This is a genomic window from Cupriavidus taiwanensis, assembly GCF_900249755.1.
Classification (GTDB): Bacteria; Pseudomonadota; Gammaproteobacteria; order Burkholderiales; family Burkholderiaceae; genus Cupriavidus; species Cupriavidus taiwanensis_D.
Genome location: NZ_LT976854.1, coordinates 1,443,158 through 1,456,405, shown reverse-complemented (window position 1 = coordinate 1,456,405; position 13,248 = coordinate 1,443,158). Strand labels below are relative to the sequence as shown.

Here is a 13,248-nt window from a genome sequence, read left to right as displayed (position 1 = left end):
TGCGGCCTGGTGAGGGCGGCTCAGTGAACGAAGCCGCCCTTGACGAAGCGCACGGGCTCGGCGTCCATGCGCAGCAGCAGCGCCGTCAGCCCGTCGGCCGCGGAGGAGGGCGCGGAGGAGGATGCGGCCGGCGTGCCGACTGCTGGCCCGGACACGCAGACCAGGTCGGCGTCGGACCAGGGCCGGCCAGGTGTGCCGCGGGCGCGCAGCCAGCCGGCGCGGTCGGCCAGCAACTGGGTGCCGGCCAGGCGCGAAGGCGCTTGCCCGGCGATTGCCGCCACTGCCTGCCAGGCATGCGAGGCGATGGCGGTGCAGCCGGCACGGAAGCGCGGCACCTGCGCCGGCGGTTGCCCGTCGGGGGTGACCAGCACAGTCAGGAAGCGGGGATCCTCTAACGGCAACGGTGTGGTCCCGTCCACCGTCACCAGCCGCACGCGCTGGTCGCCGCGCCATTGCGATAGCGCCAGCGGCGTGGCATCGGCGCAGCGAATGGCCATCTCCGGCAGCCGCAGCGGCACCGGCCAGTTGCCCTCGGCACCGCTGCCGGCCGACAGCGCCTTCATGTAGTCGATCACGGCCCACGTGTCGCCGTCGCCAAGCCGATCGCCGAAGGCGGGCATGGTGCTCCGCCCCTGCCGGTCGCGCATGCCGGCCAGCACGTGCCAGAACAGCTCGCCGTCGGCGCGTCGCGCCAGCAGCGGACCGGCCAGCGTGGGCGGCCACACCGCCAGGCTGGCGGCGAGCGGTCCTTCGCCGCGTCCGTCGGTACCGTGGCAACTGGCGCAATGCTGCGCATAGACGCGCGCGCCATGGGCAATGCTGTCGACGGCAAAGCGGGTGGGGCTGGCGTGGAAGCTGGTCGGCGCGGCCGGCACGAACAGCAGCGATGCGCTGGGCCACGGCGCCGCCACCAGCGCCAGCGCGGCGCCAGCCAGCAGCACGCCGCGACGGCGACGCCAGGCCAGCGCCAGCGCCATGGCCAGCACGGCCACGGCAAGGGCGCACAGGGTCAGGCCGACCTGGCGTGCCAGGCCCAGGTCGATCAGCAGGGTCTCGCCCGCCACGCGCCGTGCCCACGGCCAGGCGGGCTGGCCGTGGCTGTCGCCGGTCAGGCCAAGGGCGTGCCACAGCGACAGCAGGCCAAGCTGGAGTTGCTCGACCAGGACCAGCAGCGCGTTCAGCCAGGCCTGCGAGGGCGGGCCGCTCATGGCACGGCCCGCGGGGTCAGGCGATGGGGCATCACCAGCTCGCGTCGAGTCCCAGGTGGCGCAGCGCTTCGTGCCGCAGCCCGGTCAGCCGCGCATCGCCGCGGTGGCGCGGGTAGGGCAGGTCGACGTGGATCTCTGCCGTGATGCGCGCCGGACGCTGGCTGAAGATGATCACGCGCTGCGCCAGGAACAGCGCCTCTTCGACGTCGTGCGTGACCAGCAGCGCCGAGAAGCGCGAACGCTGCCACAGATCGACCAGGTCGCTCTGCATGGCAAGGCGCGTCAGCGAATCCAGCTTGCCCAGCGGCTCGTCCAGCACCAGCAGCCGCGGATCGTTGACCAGCGCACGCGCCAGCGCCACGCGCTGCGCCATGCCGCCGGACAGCTGGTGCGGGAACGCGCGCGCGAACGCTTCCAGCCCGACCCGCCGCAAGGCGTCGTCGACGCGATGGCGCTGCTGCGCGAGAACGCCCTGCGCCTGCAGCCCGAGCGCGACGTTGTCCCAGACGCGGCGCCACGGGTACAGCGTGGGATCCTGGAACACCACGATGCGCGACGGGTCCGGCTCGGTGATCGGCGCGCCATCCTGCAGGATCTCACCCGAGGTGGGCTGGTCCAGGCCCGCGACCAGCCGCAAGAGCGTGGACTTGCCGCAGCCGCTGGGGCCGAGCAGGGCGACGAATTCGCCGGGCGCGACGCTGAGATCGACCTGGTCCAGCACCTGCAGCCGTTCGTTGCCATGGCCGAACCAGTGGCTGACCTGGCGGATATCGATACGGGCGCCGGCCAGCACTCCCGAGTCTTCGCTGCCCGCCGCGTTAACTCCCCTCTCCCGCGCGCGGGAGAGGGGAGCTTTCTGCGGGCGCATGCGAGATCCCGAGGCTTTCAACCGCTCGACCACACTCACCATTTCACCGTCCCCTTCTGCCACGACAACACACGGTCGCGCGCGGCGAACAGCAGCGTGATCACGCCCGAAAACAGCAGCGCCATCACGATCAGCGCCGCATACATGTTCACGTACGAAGCCCAGCCCTGTGCCCAGGTCAGGTACCAGCCCAGGCCCGACTTCACGCCCATCATCTCCGCCGTGACCAGCACCGAGAACGAAGCGCCCAGTCCCATGAACAGGCCGACGAACACCTGCGGCAGCGCCGCCGGGATCGCCACGCGCAGCACCAGGAACCAGCCCGACGCGCCCAGCGTGCGCGCGACGTCGTAGTAGCTCTTGTTGACGCCGGCCACGCCCGACCACGTCAGCACCGCGACCGGGAATGCCGTGGCCAGCGCGATCAGGAACACCGCCGCGGAATAGCTCGACGGGAAGAAGTAGAAGGTCAGCGGCAGCAGCGCGGTCGATGGCAGCGGCCCCAGCACGCGCAGCACCGGATGCACCCAGTAGCCGATGCGCCGCGACCAGCCGATCGACACCCCGATCAGGAAGCCTGCGAGCCCGCCATAGGCGACGCCGAGCCCGAGCAGCTTCAGCGTGTTCAGCGCGCTTTCGCCCAGCCGCCGCCAGTCGTCCGCGTACACCTCGATCAGCGCCTGCGGCGGCGCGAAAAAAGGCGTGGGCAGGATGGCGGTCTTGGCGGTCAGGATTTCCCACGCCGACAGCGCGACGGGCAGCGCCACCAGCCACGGGCCGGCGGCCCGCAACGCGGCCAGTGGACGTTGCGCCGGGCGGGCCCGCTGGCCGGCCAGCGCCACCACGGCCAGCAAGGCGGCGCCTGCCAGCGCCCCGATGCCCAGCTCCGCGGTATAGGCCCAGTCGCTGAAGCCGGCTGCCTGATTGGGCCATTGCCATGTCAGCGCGCCGAAGGCGGCCCACGCCAATGCGGCGAGGATGCCGGTGGTCCAGACGTGGCCGGCATTGCGTGTCGCGGTGGCCGCATGCGGCACGGGCGTCGCGGCGGGGTGGTGCGCGAGGCCGGGGTCGAGCGTGCTCTGGCTTGTCGTCATGGCATTACCCCAGCACATTGGCGTAGACATGCTGCGCCAGCCGTCTGGCATCGGTGGACTTCTTCAGCACGCCGATGCGGCGGAAATCGTCGGCGTAGAACGCGATCTCGTCGCGCAGGTCGACACCGGTCGGGTGGTGGGTGTACGTCAGCGTGGCGTAGAGCTTGCGCAGGTCTTCCGGGTTGATCTTGGGCGAGTATTTGGCGAACACCTTGGCGGCCTCGTTGGGATTCTCGTTGACATAGTCGGTGGCCTGCACGATGGCGCGCGCCAGCGACGTGGCCGCGGGGCGGTCGTTGCGCACCAGCTCGCCGCGCGCGCCGACCACGCAGCAGACCTTGCGCGCGTACTCGCCGGTCAGGTTGGTGGCAAGTTCCACGTAGGCGCCGTTGGTGCGCTTTTCCAGCAGGTAGAGATTGGGGTCGCCGTCGGCAATGGCCTGGATCTCGCCCTTGTCGACCGCCACGCCGAGCAGGTCGGCCGGGTACTGGCGCCAGGTGACGTCCTTGTCGGGATCGATGCCGTGCTTGGCCAGCAGGATGGTGAAGAAGTGCTTGCCCGGCGCCGCCAGGTCGCTGACGCCGACGGTCTTGCCCTTCAGCTGCTGCAGCGTGGTGACGCCCGCGGCCTTCGCCCCCACCAGCCGCACGCAGCCGCCGTGCGAGCTGCCGATGATCTTGACGTCGAAGCCGGCTTCGAGCGGCTTGAGCCAGCGGTGGATCATGCCCACCGCGGCATCGGCCTTGCCGGTGGCGATCGATTCGAGCAGCTGGTCGGTCGAGCCGCTGTAGTTGATCAGGTCGACCTGCAGGCCGTTCTTCTCGAAGAAGCCCTTCTCCTGCGCCACCACCACCGGTGTCAGGCAAAAGGAATTCTGGTTCCAGGCAAAGGTCAGCTTGCGCGGCGCCGACCAGGCCTGCCGGCCCAGGATCAGCGCGGGCGCGGCCACGGCCGCGGCGCCGGCAAGCCGCAGCACGCTGCGCCGGCGCGGGTCGGCGTGCTGGTTGTTGTTCTGGCTCATGTGGGATTCCCGTCTTCGTTTTGTTGAGGGATGCGATCAGGCGGCCTTGCGCTGTGCCGCTTGCGCGGCGTCGTGCCGTGCCACCAGTTCGCGCACGCGCGGGATCAGCTCGCGGCCGTAGTCGATGGCGTCTTCCAGCGGATCGAAACCGCGGATCAGGAAGGTGGTGACGCCCAGTTCGTAGTAGGCCAGCAGGGCCTGTGCAACCTGTTCCGGCGTGCCGACCAGCCCGGTGGAGTTGGAGCGCCCGCCGGTCTCGCGCGCGATCGCGGTCCACAGGCGCTGGTCGACGCGGTCGCCCTGGTCCGCCGCTGCCAGCAGGCGGCGTGCGCCTTCGCTCTGCTGCGGGCCGCCGCGGCTGTAGCCGGCCTGCACGCGCAGCGCGCGGGTGCGTTCCAGGATGCGGTCGGCGCGGGCCCAGGCTTTCTCCTCGGTCTCGGCCAGCACCGGGCGGAACGAAACGGAGAAGCGCACCGTGCGGCCGTGCCGCGCGGCTTCTGCGCGCACGCGCCCGGTCAGTTCGCGCACCTGGTCGAGCGACTCGCCCCACAGCGCGTAGACGTCGGCATGCTTGCCGGCGACGGCCAGCGCGGCGGCCGAGGCGCCGCCGAAATAGATCGGCACATGCGGCTGCTGCGCCGGCTTGACCTCGGAGAAGCCCTGGGTAAAGCGGTAGAACTGGCCTTCGTGGTCGAACGGCGTGGGCTCGGTCCAGATCCGGCGCAGGATGTGCAGGTACTCGTCGGTGCGCGCATAGCGCTGGTCATGGTCGAGGAAGTCGCCGTCGCGCTGCTGCTCGCTGTCCGAGCCGCCTGAAATGAAATGCACGCCCAGGCGGCCGCCGCTGAACTGGTCGAGCGTGGCGATCTGGCGCGCGGCCAGCGTCGGCGCGGTAAATCCGGGCCGGTGCGCCAGCATGAAATGGATGCGCTCGGTCACGCTGGCGGCGTAGGCAATGGTCAGCGTCGCGGAAGGGCCGGTGGAGTGGTGCGGCACCAGGATGCGGTCGAAGCCGGCCTGTTCATGCGCCTGCGCAAACGCGCGCACGTAGTCGCGATCGATGACCGGGCCTGACGCGGGATGGATCTCGGACTGCTTCTGGCTCTGGATCATGCCGATGAAATCGACGCTCATTGCGCTCTCCTGGAAATCGGTGTCGGGTTGGGGTTGGGGTTGGATTGGGGCTGAGGCACAAAGTACGACAGCGGCGCGGCTTCGCTAACGAATAAAAACGACGCTCCATATTCAATAAGCATCGTTTTCGCCGGGCCCCGGCGGCGCTACGCTAGGCGGCATTCGGTGCGCACCGCGCCCTCATCTTTTTCCGGAGTCTTGCTTCCATGTCCCTGACGTCTGCCCTGCGCCGGCTGCCCGAGAGCGATGCGCGCCTTGGCGAGGTGCTGGCGATGCTGTCCGCACGTTTTGCCGGCGATGCCGCCGCGCACGATGCCGCGGCCAGCTTCCCGCATGACAACTTTGCGCAGCTGCACGCCCATGGCCTGATTGCGCAGGTGGTGCCGCGCGCGCACGGCGGCGGCGGCGCGGGCCTGGCGCAGGCGCGCCGCATCGTCGCCGCGGTGGCCGGCGGCGACGCCGCGACCGCGCTGGTGCTGACCATGACCTACCTGCAGCACCGCGCGATCGCCCGCGCCGAGTCGCCCTGGCCGGCGGCGCTGCGCGAGCAGGTCTTTGCCAGCGCGGTGCGGGAAGGGGCGCTGATCAACTCATTGCGCGTGGAGCCGCAGCTGGGCTCGCCCGCGCGCGGCGGCCTGCCGGCCACGGTGGCGACGCGCGTGGCCGACGGCTGGCGCCTGAGCGGGCGCAAGCTGTACAGCACCGGCATCCCGGCGCTGCGCTGGCTTGCGGTGTGGGCGCGCACCGACGAAGCGCAGCCGCGCGTCGGCGTGTTCCTGGTGCCGGGGCCGGCGGCCGGCATCGCCGGCGTGCGCATCGTCGAGAACTGGAACCACCTTGGCCTGCGTGCCTCGGGCAGCCACGAGACCGTGCTCGACAATGTCTGGATTCCGCCGGACCACGCGGTGGATATCCGTGCGCCGTCGGCCTGGGCCCCGGCCGGCGCCAGCCAGGCGGATCTCGACGCCAGCGCCGAACAGCAGGCCTGGATGGTGGTGCTGCTGGGCAGCCTCTATGACGCGGTGGCGCGCGCGGCGTCGGCCTGGCTCAACGATTTCGTGCGCGAGCGCGCGCCCGGCAGCCTGGGCGCGCCGCTGGCCACGCTGCCGCGCGTGCAGGAAGCCGTCGGCGAGATCGCGGCGCTGCTGCGCGTCAACCAGGTGCTGCTGGATGACGCCGCGGCACGCACCGACGCGGGCGCTCCGCCGCCGATCTCCGACAGCGGCCTGCTGAAGTTCACCGTGACCGGCAACGCCATCCGCGCCGCGGAGCTGGCGCTGCAGCTGTCAGGCAACCATGGCCTGAGCCGCAATCATCCGCTCGAGCGCCACTATCGCGACGTGCTGTGCAGCCGCATCCATACGCCGCAGAACGATTCGATCCTGCTTGCCGCCGGGCGCGCGCAGCTGGGCGTGTAAGCGCCGCCGCGCCCGCCGTGCTATGTTTGCGGGGCCAGCGCCCCGCAGAGGGCCGCATGGCCGGCCCCAGTGGCCGGCGACCATAACGAGACACTCCGGAGCATTCCCATGGGCAGTTCCCCCGATCCCAACGCGCTGGCGCCGCTGCGCGATTTCATCACCGGCCTGGCGGCGCTGCTCGACCAGCACCCCGACGAGCCGCGCATCCTGCGTGAAGGCGGGGCCTTGCTGGCGAAGCTGGTCGCACGCGATGACTGGCTGCCCGAAGCATGGGCCCAGCCTCACCCCGAGTACTACCAGCAGCACCTGCTGCATTGCGATTCCGCCGAGCGTTTTTCCATCGTCAGCTTTGTCTGGGGCCCGGGCCAGCGCACGCCGATCCACGACCACACCGTCTGGGGCCTGATCGGCATGCTGCGCGGCGCGGAAGATGCGCAGCCGTTCGCGCTCGATGCCGACGGCCGCCCCGTTGCCAGCGGCGCCAGCGTGCGCCTGCTGCCCGGGCAGGTGGAGGCGGTGTCGCCGGCGGTGGGCGATATCCATCGCGTCAACAACGCCTACGACGACCGCGTCTCGGTCAGCATCCATGTCTACGGCGGCAATATCGGCGCGGTGCGCCGCTCGGTCTACGCCGAGGACGGCACCCGCAAGCCCTTTGTCTCCGGCTATTCCAACCAGACCCTGCCCAACCCGTGGGACCGTTCCCGCGAACTTGCCCAGTCATGAATACTGTTACCGCCAAGCCGGCCGCGCCGGCACCGACGGCCTTCCCGACGCTGTCGCCCGAGGCCGTGCGCGACGCGCTGCGCAACCGCGACGAGATCGCACTGATCGATGTGCGCGAGGAAGACCCCTTCGCGCAGGAGCACCCGCTGTGGGCGACGAACTTCCCGCTGTCCCGGCTGGAACTGGACGCGTGGGCGCGCATCCCGCGCCGCGACACGCTGGTCGTGGTCTATGGCGACCATGCCGGCGCCGACCTGGCGCCACGTGCGGCGGCGGTGCTGCAAGACCTTGGCTATACCCGCGTGCATCTGCTGGAAGGCGGGCTGCGCGCGTGGATCGATGGCGGCGGCGAGGTGTTCCGCGACGTCAACGTGCCGAGCAAGTCGTTCGGCGAAGTGGTCGAGGCCGCGCGCCATACGCCGTCGCTGGCGGCCGAGGAAGTGCAGGCCCTGATCGACAGCCGGGCCGATGTGGTGATCGTCGACGCGCGCCGCTTCGACGAGTACCAGACCATGAGCATCCCCACCGCCACCAGCGTGCCGGGCGCCGAGCTGGTGCTGCGCGTGCGCGAACTGGCTCCCGATCCGCGCACGCGCGTGATCGTCAACTGCGCGGGCCGCACGCGCAGCATCATCGGCACGCAGTCGCTGGTGAACGCGGGCATTCCGAATCCGGTGGCGGCGCTGCGCAACGGCACCATCGGCTGGACCCTGGCCGGCCAGCAACTGGACCACGGCGCCAGCCGCCGCGCCCCGGCCGCGGTCAGCGAAGCCAACCGCGACAGTGCCCGCCGCGGCGCGCGCGAGATCGCCGACCGCGCCGGCGTGCGGCGCATCGCGCTGGCGCAACTGGACACGCTGCAGCAGCCCGGCCGCACCGTGTACCGCTTCGACGTGCGCACCCCCGAGGAATTCGCCGACGGCCACCTGCCGGGTTTCGTCAACGCGCCGGGCGGGCAGCTGGTGCAGGAGACCGACCACAGCGCGCCGGTGCGCGGCGCGCGCATCGTGCTGGCGGATGATGACGACGTGCGCGCCGGCATGACCGGCTCTTGGCTGGCGCAGATGGGTTGGGACGTCTGGGTGGTGGAACCGGTGGCCGCGGCAGAGCGCAGCGAGACCGGCGCGGTCGCCGCACCGGTGCCGACGCCAGCGCCGGTAGCGACCGTCACTGCGGCCGAACTGGCCACCTGGCTCGATGCAGGCGATGGCAGCACCGCGGTCCTCGACTTCACCACCAGCGCCAACTACGTCAAGCGCCATATTCCCGGCGCGTACTTCGTCATTCGCGCTCAACTGGCTGATGCGCTGCCACGCATCCCGCGGCCGCGGCGCTACGTGCTGGCCTGCGGCACCAGCCTGCTGGCACGCTTTGCCGCCGCGGACCTGCGGCGCCTGACCGATGTGGAGGTGTTGGTGCTGGAAGGCGGCACCCAGGCGTGGATTGCCGCGGGCCTGCCACTGGAGAGCGGAGAGACGCGCCTGGCCTCTGACCGCACCGACCGCTATCGACGGCCCTATGAAGGCACCGACAACCCGCGCGAGGCGATGCAGGGTTACCTGGACTGGGAGTTCGGGTTGATCGCGCAGCTGGAGCGCGACGGGACGCATGGGTTCAGGGTGGTGTAGGGTGCGGTGGCGGGCTATGTCTTGAGCATGCCCGGATAGTGCTCTTGCAGCCAGTGGGATGTGTCATCGAGGATGCGCCTGGCGTGAGCCAATGCCAGGCGCATGTCCGGTGCTCTGACGGTGACGAAGCCGGTGTACTTCTCATTGCGGATCGACAGCAGGCCATCGAGCTCATCCAGCAGGAGCTGGCTGCCACCGAGGGATCCCACCAGGCCTTCCAGCGCCACACGGTGGTGCCCTTGCGCCGCGGTAATGCGGTAGCCTTGCGCGGCAAAGACGGCCAGCGCCGCAAACAGGATCGCATCGTAAGCGGCTTCGAACTTGGTCGGGTCTGAAACGCCCTGAACCGTTGTGTCCTGGAATTTCTGCACGGCGGCGCGCAGCAGTTCTTGCACCATTACTTTGTTCTGCATCCGCTCCAGGCGGACGACCTGCGGCTCATTCAGTGCCAGTTGTGCCGGCTTGCGCGCTGCCATAGGCAAAGTCTCCTTTCAAGGCAATCACCGGCTGGCTCGCCACACCGAGCGCGAAGCCGTTCCCGTCTGCCAGCATTTGCTCGAACTCGGACCTGGAAAATACTGACGCATGGATTTCCCGGCCGTGCTCGCGTCCAACCGACTTCAGCGCCGCATTGATACGGATGGCACTGAGTGCCTCGCCCAGCACCAACACGTCCAGGTCTGAGGTCGCCTTTTCCTCGCCGCGTGCAACCGAGCCAAATACGACAGCAACCTCTACCTCTTCGGGCAGCGCATTTTTCACATCCTCCAGCCATGCATCGCTGCGTCGCACGATATCCGTCAGGCCTGCGAGCAAGGGCGAATCAGAGGCGCGATACAGGACGTTCCGGCCATCCTGCGTCCTGACAGCCAGCCCAACGTCAGTCCAGCGCTTGAGCCAATGCGCCACATTGCCCGTATTGGATCCGGCCATTCGGGCCAGTTCGCTTGGGGCGTATTGCTTCCCGGGAGTGAGGTAAAGCGCGCGAAGCAGCGCGAGGCGCTTTTCGCCCCCAAAGAGTTCGCCCAAAAGTACGTTGTGCATGGCAACCTCCCATCCATTGCTGCATGATGTGCAGTGTCGCTGCGTATTATGCAGTAACCATGCATATCCTGCACTGTCACTGCATGATATGCAGTGACGCCCGGAATTGAAGGGAAGGGAAGCTCAAAGTTTGAGGAGGAGCCGCAGTGCCTCCTCCACTTTCCTCATGTAATTGGTCCCCAATGTCGCGACTGGCCGGCCGCCCATGAACCGGCGATTGGAAACTGCTCGGATCTGGTCGATCAACAGGTCCGTCTCATAGGTCAGGCCCGGCAGCTTGCCCAGCGCGACGCGCAGCGGAAAGCAATTCTCCATCTCGATCTGGGATGTCCCGGGCACGACAATGGTGGTCGGATGCCCCGCGTCATTGAGCAGGTCGGTCTGTAGGACCAGCGCTGGCCGGTTGCGCTTGGCCGGCTCTTCCCGATGGGTCTGGGGGTTGAGATCGACCTCCCAGACCTGGCCCCGCTTCAGTTCAATCAAGACCGTCTCCGGCGGCGCCGTCCATCTCTTCGTTGGCTACCAGGTGCTTCGCCGAGAGCTTGCGAGACAGCATCGCGATGCGGCTGGCCAGTTCCCGTTCGTTCTTCTCGCGCACGGCATCGCGAATGTAGTCGGAAGTCTTTTGTCCGGAGGCCTTTGCCAGCGCGCGCGTCTGGTCGGCCAGCTCTTCGCCGGCGCGGAAGGACAAGGTCGTTCCTTGCATGAATGGCTCCGTACTTGGGTAATACGGAAGTATAGCGCTCATGTGTCACTCATTTTTGTATTACAGAACGGCCGACAGATTGGATGCTCAGACCGGCTTAAGGGGTTTGGAAGCAGTGACCAGAGCGTAGCTGGGAGCCGAATTGGGCAGAAATTGGAGGAGTCTGAAAGTCCTTGCAGGCGCCCCGTCTCTCTACAGCAAGGGAACGAACGTAACGATTCCCTGTCAATCGTAATCGTTCAGTTACAATGCTGTCCTGCAGCATCCCGGCGCCCGCCCGAATCACCGTGGCTCGCCGGCGATGCCGTCAATGCCCCCGATCCAATGCGACTGTTGTTCCTGCTGCTGACTGCCATGTGCCTGTCGCTGCTCTCCTTTGGAGCAGCGGCGGACGCGCGCGCGGCGTTGCCGGTGCCGCAGCAGGCGGGGGTGGACCTGATCGACCTGGCCGCAGCCCAGCCCGTCGATGACCTGGGCCGGCTCGTGGTGCCCGGCGACGACGGCTTGCACGACGACGATATCTGCGATGACCCGCCCCCCGGGTATTGCAACATCTGGTCGGCCGACCTGCTCGATCCGCTCGACCTGCTCGACGAGATCGAAGAATCCAGCGCGCTGTTTGCATTGCCGCCGGTAAAGCTGCTGCTGCCTTCCGGCGACGTGGCCCAGCGCCCGCCGGGCCGCGCCGATCCTCCGCCTTCGGCCTTTTTCCGTCCGCCAATAGCCCTGGCCTGACCGCTTCCCTGCGCCCGCATCGCGCGCGCTGCCGCATGCAGCCGCCCATTCGCGGGCCGCGCCCCTTGCCTGATATCGCCAGCCTGCCTGCCGCCTGACCGCGCAGGCATGCCGCCGCCGTTGTGCGTCCTGCCGTGATGGCGTCCCCGAGACGGCTTCACCCAGGGCGGGCGGCAGCGTGGCGAGAGGCAGACGTATCGCTTGCTTTCCCGACTCATGACAACAACCAAGCTGACCCTGATCGCGTCGCTTTCGCTGATGGCGCTTGCCTCGGCCCCGGCCCACGCCGGCGCCCAAGGCGCGGCGTCCGCGAAGGCCTCGGACCTGGCCGGTGCCGCCCCCGCGGCCCGCGCACCGCTGGCCAAGCCGGCTGCCGCGCCGCTGCCGGGCGCCGCCATCCTGGCGGCCGCCGCCGTACCGAAAACTCCCGCTGCCGGCGCTGCCGCCGCCGGACCCGCCTATTCGCTGCCGCAGTTGCTCGACCTGGCGCAGTCCACCAACAAGGGCGTGGCCGCCGCCGAAGCCAATGTCGATGCCGCCAGCGCCGCCATCAGCAGTGCCCGTGCCTATCCGAATCCGCAGGTCGAGGTGATGTATGGCCGCATGTCCGGCAAGCAGCCGGGCGTGGCCAGCGGCAATGCGCCCAGCTATGCGGTGGTGCAGAAGTTCGATTACCCGCACCAGCGCAGTCTGCGCGAGGCCATGGCGACGCGCGGGCTGGAATCGTCGCAGGCGCTGCGACAGGGTTTTCGCGCCGACCTGGCCGCGCGCGTGAAGACCGCCTACTACGACGTGCTGCGCCGCGAGAGCGAGCTGCACGCCGCCGAGGAAGACCTGGCGATGATGCGGCAGATCCATTCGCGCGCACGGCTGCGCGTGGAAGTGGGCGAGGCCCCGCGCTACGAGCTGATCAAGGCCGAGACCGAATTGCTGGCATCGCAGAAGAGCCAGCAGACCGCCGAGCTGCGCGTGAACCAGGCCAAGGCCGCGCTGCGCCAGCAGGTGGGCGGCGCCATGGCGGGGCAGTTTTCGCTGGCGGGCACGCTGGGGCAGTCGCCCGACATGCCGCCGCTGCAGGCGCTGCGCGACACCATGATCGCCGGCAACGCCGAACTGGTCCAGCGCCGCATGGAGCTGGAGCGCGCGCAGCTGGGCGTGGATTACCAGAAGTCGCTGCGCTGGCCGGAAGTGGCGCTACGCGCCAGCACCGACCGCCAGCCTGACAACAACGTCTCGCAGATCGGCCTGATCCTGACCATCCCGCTGTGGGACCGCCGCAGCGGCCCGGTGGGCGAAGCCACGGCGCAGGCCACGCAGGCGCGCAGCGCGCTGGAGATGCGCGAGTTCGAGCTGACGCAGGAGCTGGAAGCGGCCTACCGCCAGTACGAGATCAACCAGGCCCAGGTGACGGCGCTGGAGTCGGGCATCGTGCGCGAGGCCGAGTCGGCGCTGGGCGTGGCCGAGGCGGCCTACCGCTTCGGCGAGCGCGGCATCCTGGACTACCTCGATGCCCAGCGCGTGCTGCGTGGCGCGCGCAATGAGCTGATCGCCGCGCAGTACGACCTGCAGCTGGCCGCGATCCAGATCGAAAAGCTTATGTCGACCGCCCCGGGCGCCACCGCCGCGCCGGGCCTGCAGCCGACATCCAACATCGAACAGAAATAAC

The 13,248-nt window shown here is 69.2% G+C and carries 14 protein-coding genes; 5 read left to right on the top strand and 9 right to left on the bottom strand.

The window, feature by feature from the left end:
* Positions 1 to 20: 20 nt before the first annotated feature.
* The 5 genes from CBM2594_RS22245 to CBM2594_RS22225 are packed head-to-tail and all read right to left on the bottom strand — an operon-like array spanning position 21 to position 5,325.
* Entirely contained in the window at positions 21 to 1,208 is a 1,188-nt protein-coding gene (locus CBM2594_RS22245) for a c-type cytochrome (protein ID WP_116358929.1), read from the bottom strand.
* A 31-nt stretch (positions 1,209 to 1,239) separates the two neighbouring features.
* Positions 1,240 to 2,118: an ATP-binding cassette domain-containing protein gene (locus tag CBM2594_RS22240; protein ID WP_198048189.1), complete on the bottom strand. Its 879-nt coding sequence runs from the start codon at positions 2,116 to 2,118 to the stop codon at positions 1,240 to 1,242.
* Positions 2,112 to 3,170 carry an ABC transporter permease gene (locus CBM2594_RS22235; RefSeq protein ID WP_116358927.1) on the bottom strand — a complete coding sequence of 353 codons (1,059 nt, stop codon included), beginning with the start codon at positions 3,168 to 3,170 and terminating at the stop codon, positions 2,112 to 2,114. The genes CBM2594_RS22240 and CBM2594_RS22235 overlap by 7 nt, the downstream gene beginning before the upstream one ends.
* A gap of 4 nt (positions 3,171 to 3,174) precedes the next feature.
* Positions 3,175 to 4,191 (bottom strand): ABC transporter substrate-binding protein, encoded by a 1,017-nt coding sequence (locus CBM2594_RS22230; protein WP_116358926.1) that lies wholly within the window; start codon positions 4,189 to 4,191, stop codon positions 3,175 to 3,177.
* Between the two features lie 36 nt (positions 4,192 to 4,227).
* A complete protein-coding gene (locus tag CBM2594_RS22225; protein ID WP_116358925.1) occupies positions 4,228 to 5,325 on the bottom strand; it encodes an LLM class flavin-dependent oxidoreductase in 1,098 nt (365 codons plus the stop codon).
* Between the two features lie 206 nt (positions 5,326 to 5,531).
* Between CBM2594_RS22225 and CBM2594_RS22220 the strand changes: the two genes are divergently transcribed.
* The 3 genes from CBM2594_RS22220 to CBM2594_RS22210 all read left to right on the top strand — a co-directional run bounded on the left by CBM2594_RS22220 (position 5,532) and on the right by CBM2594_RS22210 (position 9,097).
* The gene (locus CBM2594_RS22220; protein WP_116358924.1) at positions 5,532 to 6,743 is read left to right on the top strand and encodes an acyl-CoA dehydrogenase family protein; all 1,212 of its coding nucleotides are present in this window, start codon (positions 5,532 to 5,534) and stop codon (positions 6,741 to 6,743) included.
* A gap of 108 nt (positions 6,744 to 6,851) precedes the next feature.
* Positions 6,852 to 7,469, top strand: coding sequence for a cysteine dioxygenase (locus CBM2594_RS22215; protein ID WP_116358923.1), 618 nt, complete (start codon positions 6,852 to 6,854; stop codon positions 7,467 to 7,469).
* A complete protein-coding gene (locus CBM2594_RS22210; RefSeq protein ID WP_116358922.1) occupies positions 7,466 to 9,097 on the top strand; it encodes a rhodanese-related sulfurtransferase in 1,632 nt (543 codons plus the stop codon). The genes CBM2594_RS22215 and CBM2594_RS22210 overlap by 4 nt, the downstream gene beginning before the upstream one ends.
* Before the next feature lie 14 nt (positions 9,098 to 9,111).
* Here CBM2594_RS22210 and CBM2594_RS22205 read toward each other — a convergent pair whose 3' ends face one another.
* The 4 genes from CBM2594_RS22205 to CBM2594_RS22190 all read right to left on the bottom strand — a co-directional run bounded on the left by CBM2594_RS22205 (position 9,112) and on the right by CBM2594_RS22190 (position 10,847).
* Positions 9,112 to 9,573 (bottom strand): hypothetical protein, encoded by a 462-nt coding sequence (locus CBM2594_RS22205; protein ID WP_147310443.1) that lies wholly within the window; start codon positions 9,571 to 9,573, stop codon positions 9,112 to 9,114.
* Positions 9,536 to 10,141, bottom strand: coding sequence for a nucleotidyltransferase domain-containing protein (locus CBM2594_RS22200; RefSeq protein ID WP_116358920.1), 606 nt, complete (start codon positions 10,139 to 10,141; stop codon positions 9,536 to 9,538). Before CBM2594_RS22200 ends, CBM2594_RS22205 begins: the two co-directional genes overlap by 38 nt.
* Positions 10,142 to 10,264: 123 nt before the next feature.
* Positions 10,265 to 10,624, bottom strand: coding sequence for a type II toxin-antitoxin system PemK/MazF family toxin (locus CBM2594_RS22195; RefSeq protein WP_116358919.1), 360 nt, complete (start codon positions 10,622 to 10,624; stop codon positions 10,265 to 10,267).
* Positions 10,617 to 10,847 carry an antitoxin of toxin-antitoxin stability system gene (locus tag CBM2594_RS22190; protein WP_198048188.1) on the bottom strand — a complete coding sequence of 77 codons (231 nt, stop codon included), beginning with the start codon at positions 10,845 to 10,847 and terminating at the stop codon, positions 10,617 to 10,619. The genes CBM2594_RS22195 and CBM2594_RS22190 overlap by 8 nt, the downstream gene beginning before the upstream one ends.
* Before the next feature lie 324 nt (positions 10,848 to 11,171).
* On the opposite strand from CBM2594_RS22190, the gene CBM2594_RS22185 reads away from it, so the two are divergent.
* Together CBM2594_RS22185 and CBM2594_RS22180 are read left to right on the top strand one after the other, a co-directional pair.
* The gene (locus CBM2594_RS22185) at positions 11,172 to 11,582 is read left to right on the top strand and encodes a cobalt-zinc-cadmium resistance protein (RefSeq protein WP_116358917.1); all 411 of its coding nucleotides are present in this window, start codon (positions 11,172 to 11,174) and stop codon (positions 11,580 to 11,582) included.
* Between the two features lie 216 nt (positions 11,583 to 11,798).
* Entirely contained in the window at positions 11,799 to 13,247 is a 1,449-nt protein-coding gene (locus CBM2594_RS22180; RefSeq protein ID WP_116358916.1) for a TolC family protein, read from the top strand.
* The last annotated feature ends 1 nt before the right edge of the window (position 13,248 follow it).

Excerpts from the sequence above, each read along its gene's own strand:
- CBM2594_RS22245 (WP_116358929.1), bottom strand. The coding sequence starts at position 1,208 with ATGAGCGGCCCGCCCTCGCAGGCCTGGCTGAACGCGCTGCTGGTCCTG.
- CBM2594_RS22240 (WP_198048189.1), bottom strand. The coding sequence starts at position 2,118 with ATGGTGAGTGTGGTCGAGCGGTTGAAAGCCTCGGGATCTCGCATGCGC.
- CBM2594_RS22235 (WP_116358927.1), bottom strand. The coding sequence starts at position 3,170 with ATGACGACAAGCCAGAGCACGCTCGACCCCGGCCTCGCGCACCACCCC.
- CBM2594_RS22230 (WP_116358926.1), bottom strand. The coding sequence starts at position 4,191 with ATGAGCCAGAACAACAACCAGCACGCCGACCCGCGCCGGCGCAGCGTG.
- CBM2594_RS22225 (WP_116358925.1), bottom strand. The coding sequence starts at position 5,325 with ATGAGCGTCGATTTCATCGGCATGATCCAGAGCCAGAAGCAGTCCGAG.
- CBM2594_RS22220 (WP_116358924.1), top strand. The coding sequence starts at position 5,532 with ATGTCCCTGACGTCTGCCCTGCGCCGGCTGCCCGAGAGCGATGCGCGC.
- CBM2594_RS22215 (WP_116358923.1), top strand. The coding sequence starts at position 6,852 with ATGGGCAGTTCCCCCGATCCCAACGCGCTGGCGCCGCTGCGCGATTTC.
- CBM2594_RS22210 (WP_116358922.1), top strand. The coding sequence starts at position 7,466 with ATGAATACTGTTACCGCCAAGCCGGCCGCGCCGGCACCGACGGCCTTC.
- CBM2594_RS22205 (WP_147310443.1), bottom strand. The coding sequence starts at position 9,573 with ATGGCAGCGCGCAAGCCGGCACAACTGGCACTGAATGAGCCGCAGGTC.
- CBM2594_RS22200 (WP_116358920.1), bottom strand. The coding sequence starts at position 10,141 with ATGCACAACGTACTTTTGGGCGAACTCTTTGGGGGCGAAAAGCGCCTC.
- CBM2594_RS22190 (WP_198048188.1), bottom strand. The coding sequence starts at position 10,847 with ATGCAAGGAACGACCTTGTCCTTCCGCGCCGGCGAAGAGCTGGCCGAC.
- CBM2594_RS22185 (WP_116358917.1), top strand. The coding sequence starts at position 11,172 with ATGCGACTGTTGTTCCTGCTGCTGACTGCCATGTGCCTGTCGCTGCTC.
- CBM2594_RS22180 (WP_116358916.1), top strand. The coding sequence starts at position 11,799 with ATGACAACAACCAAGCTGACCCTGATCGCGTCGCTTTCGCTGATGGCG.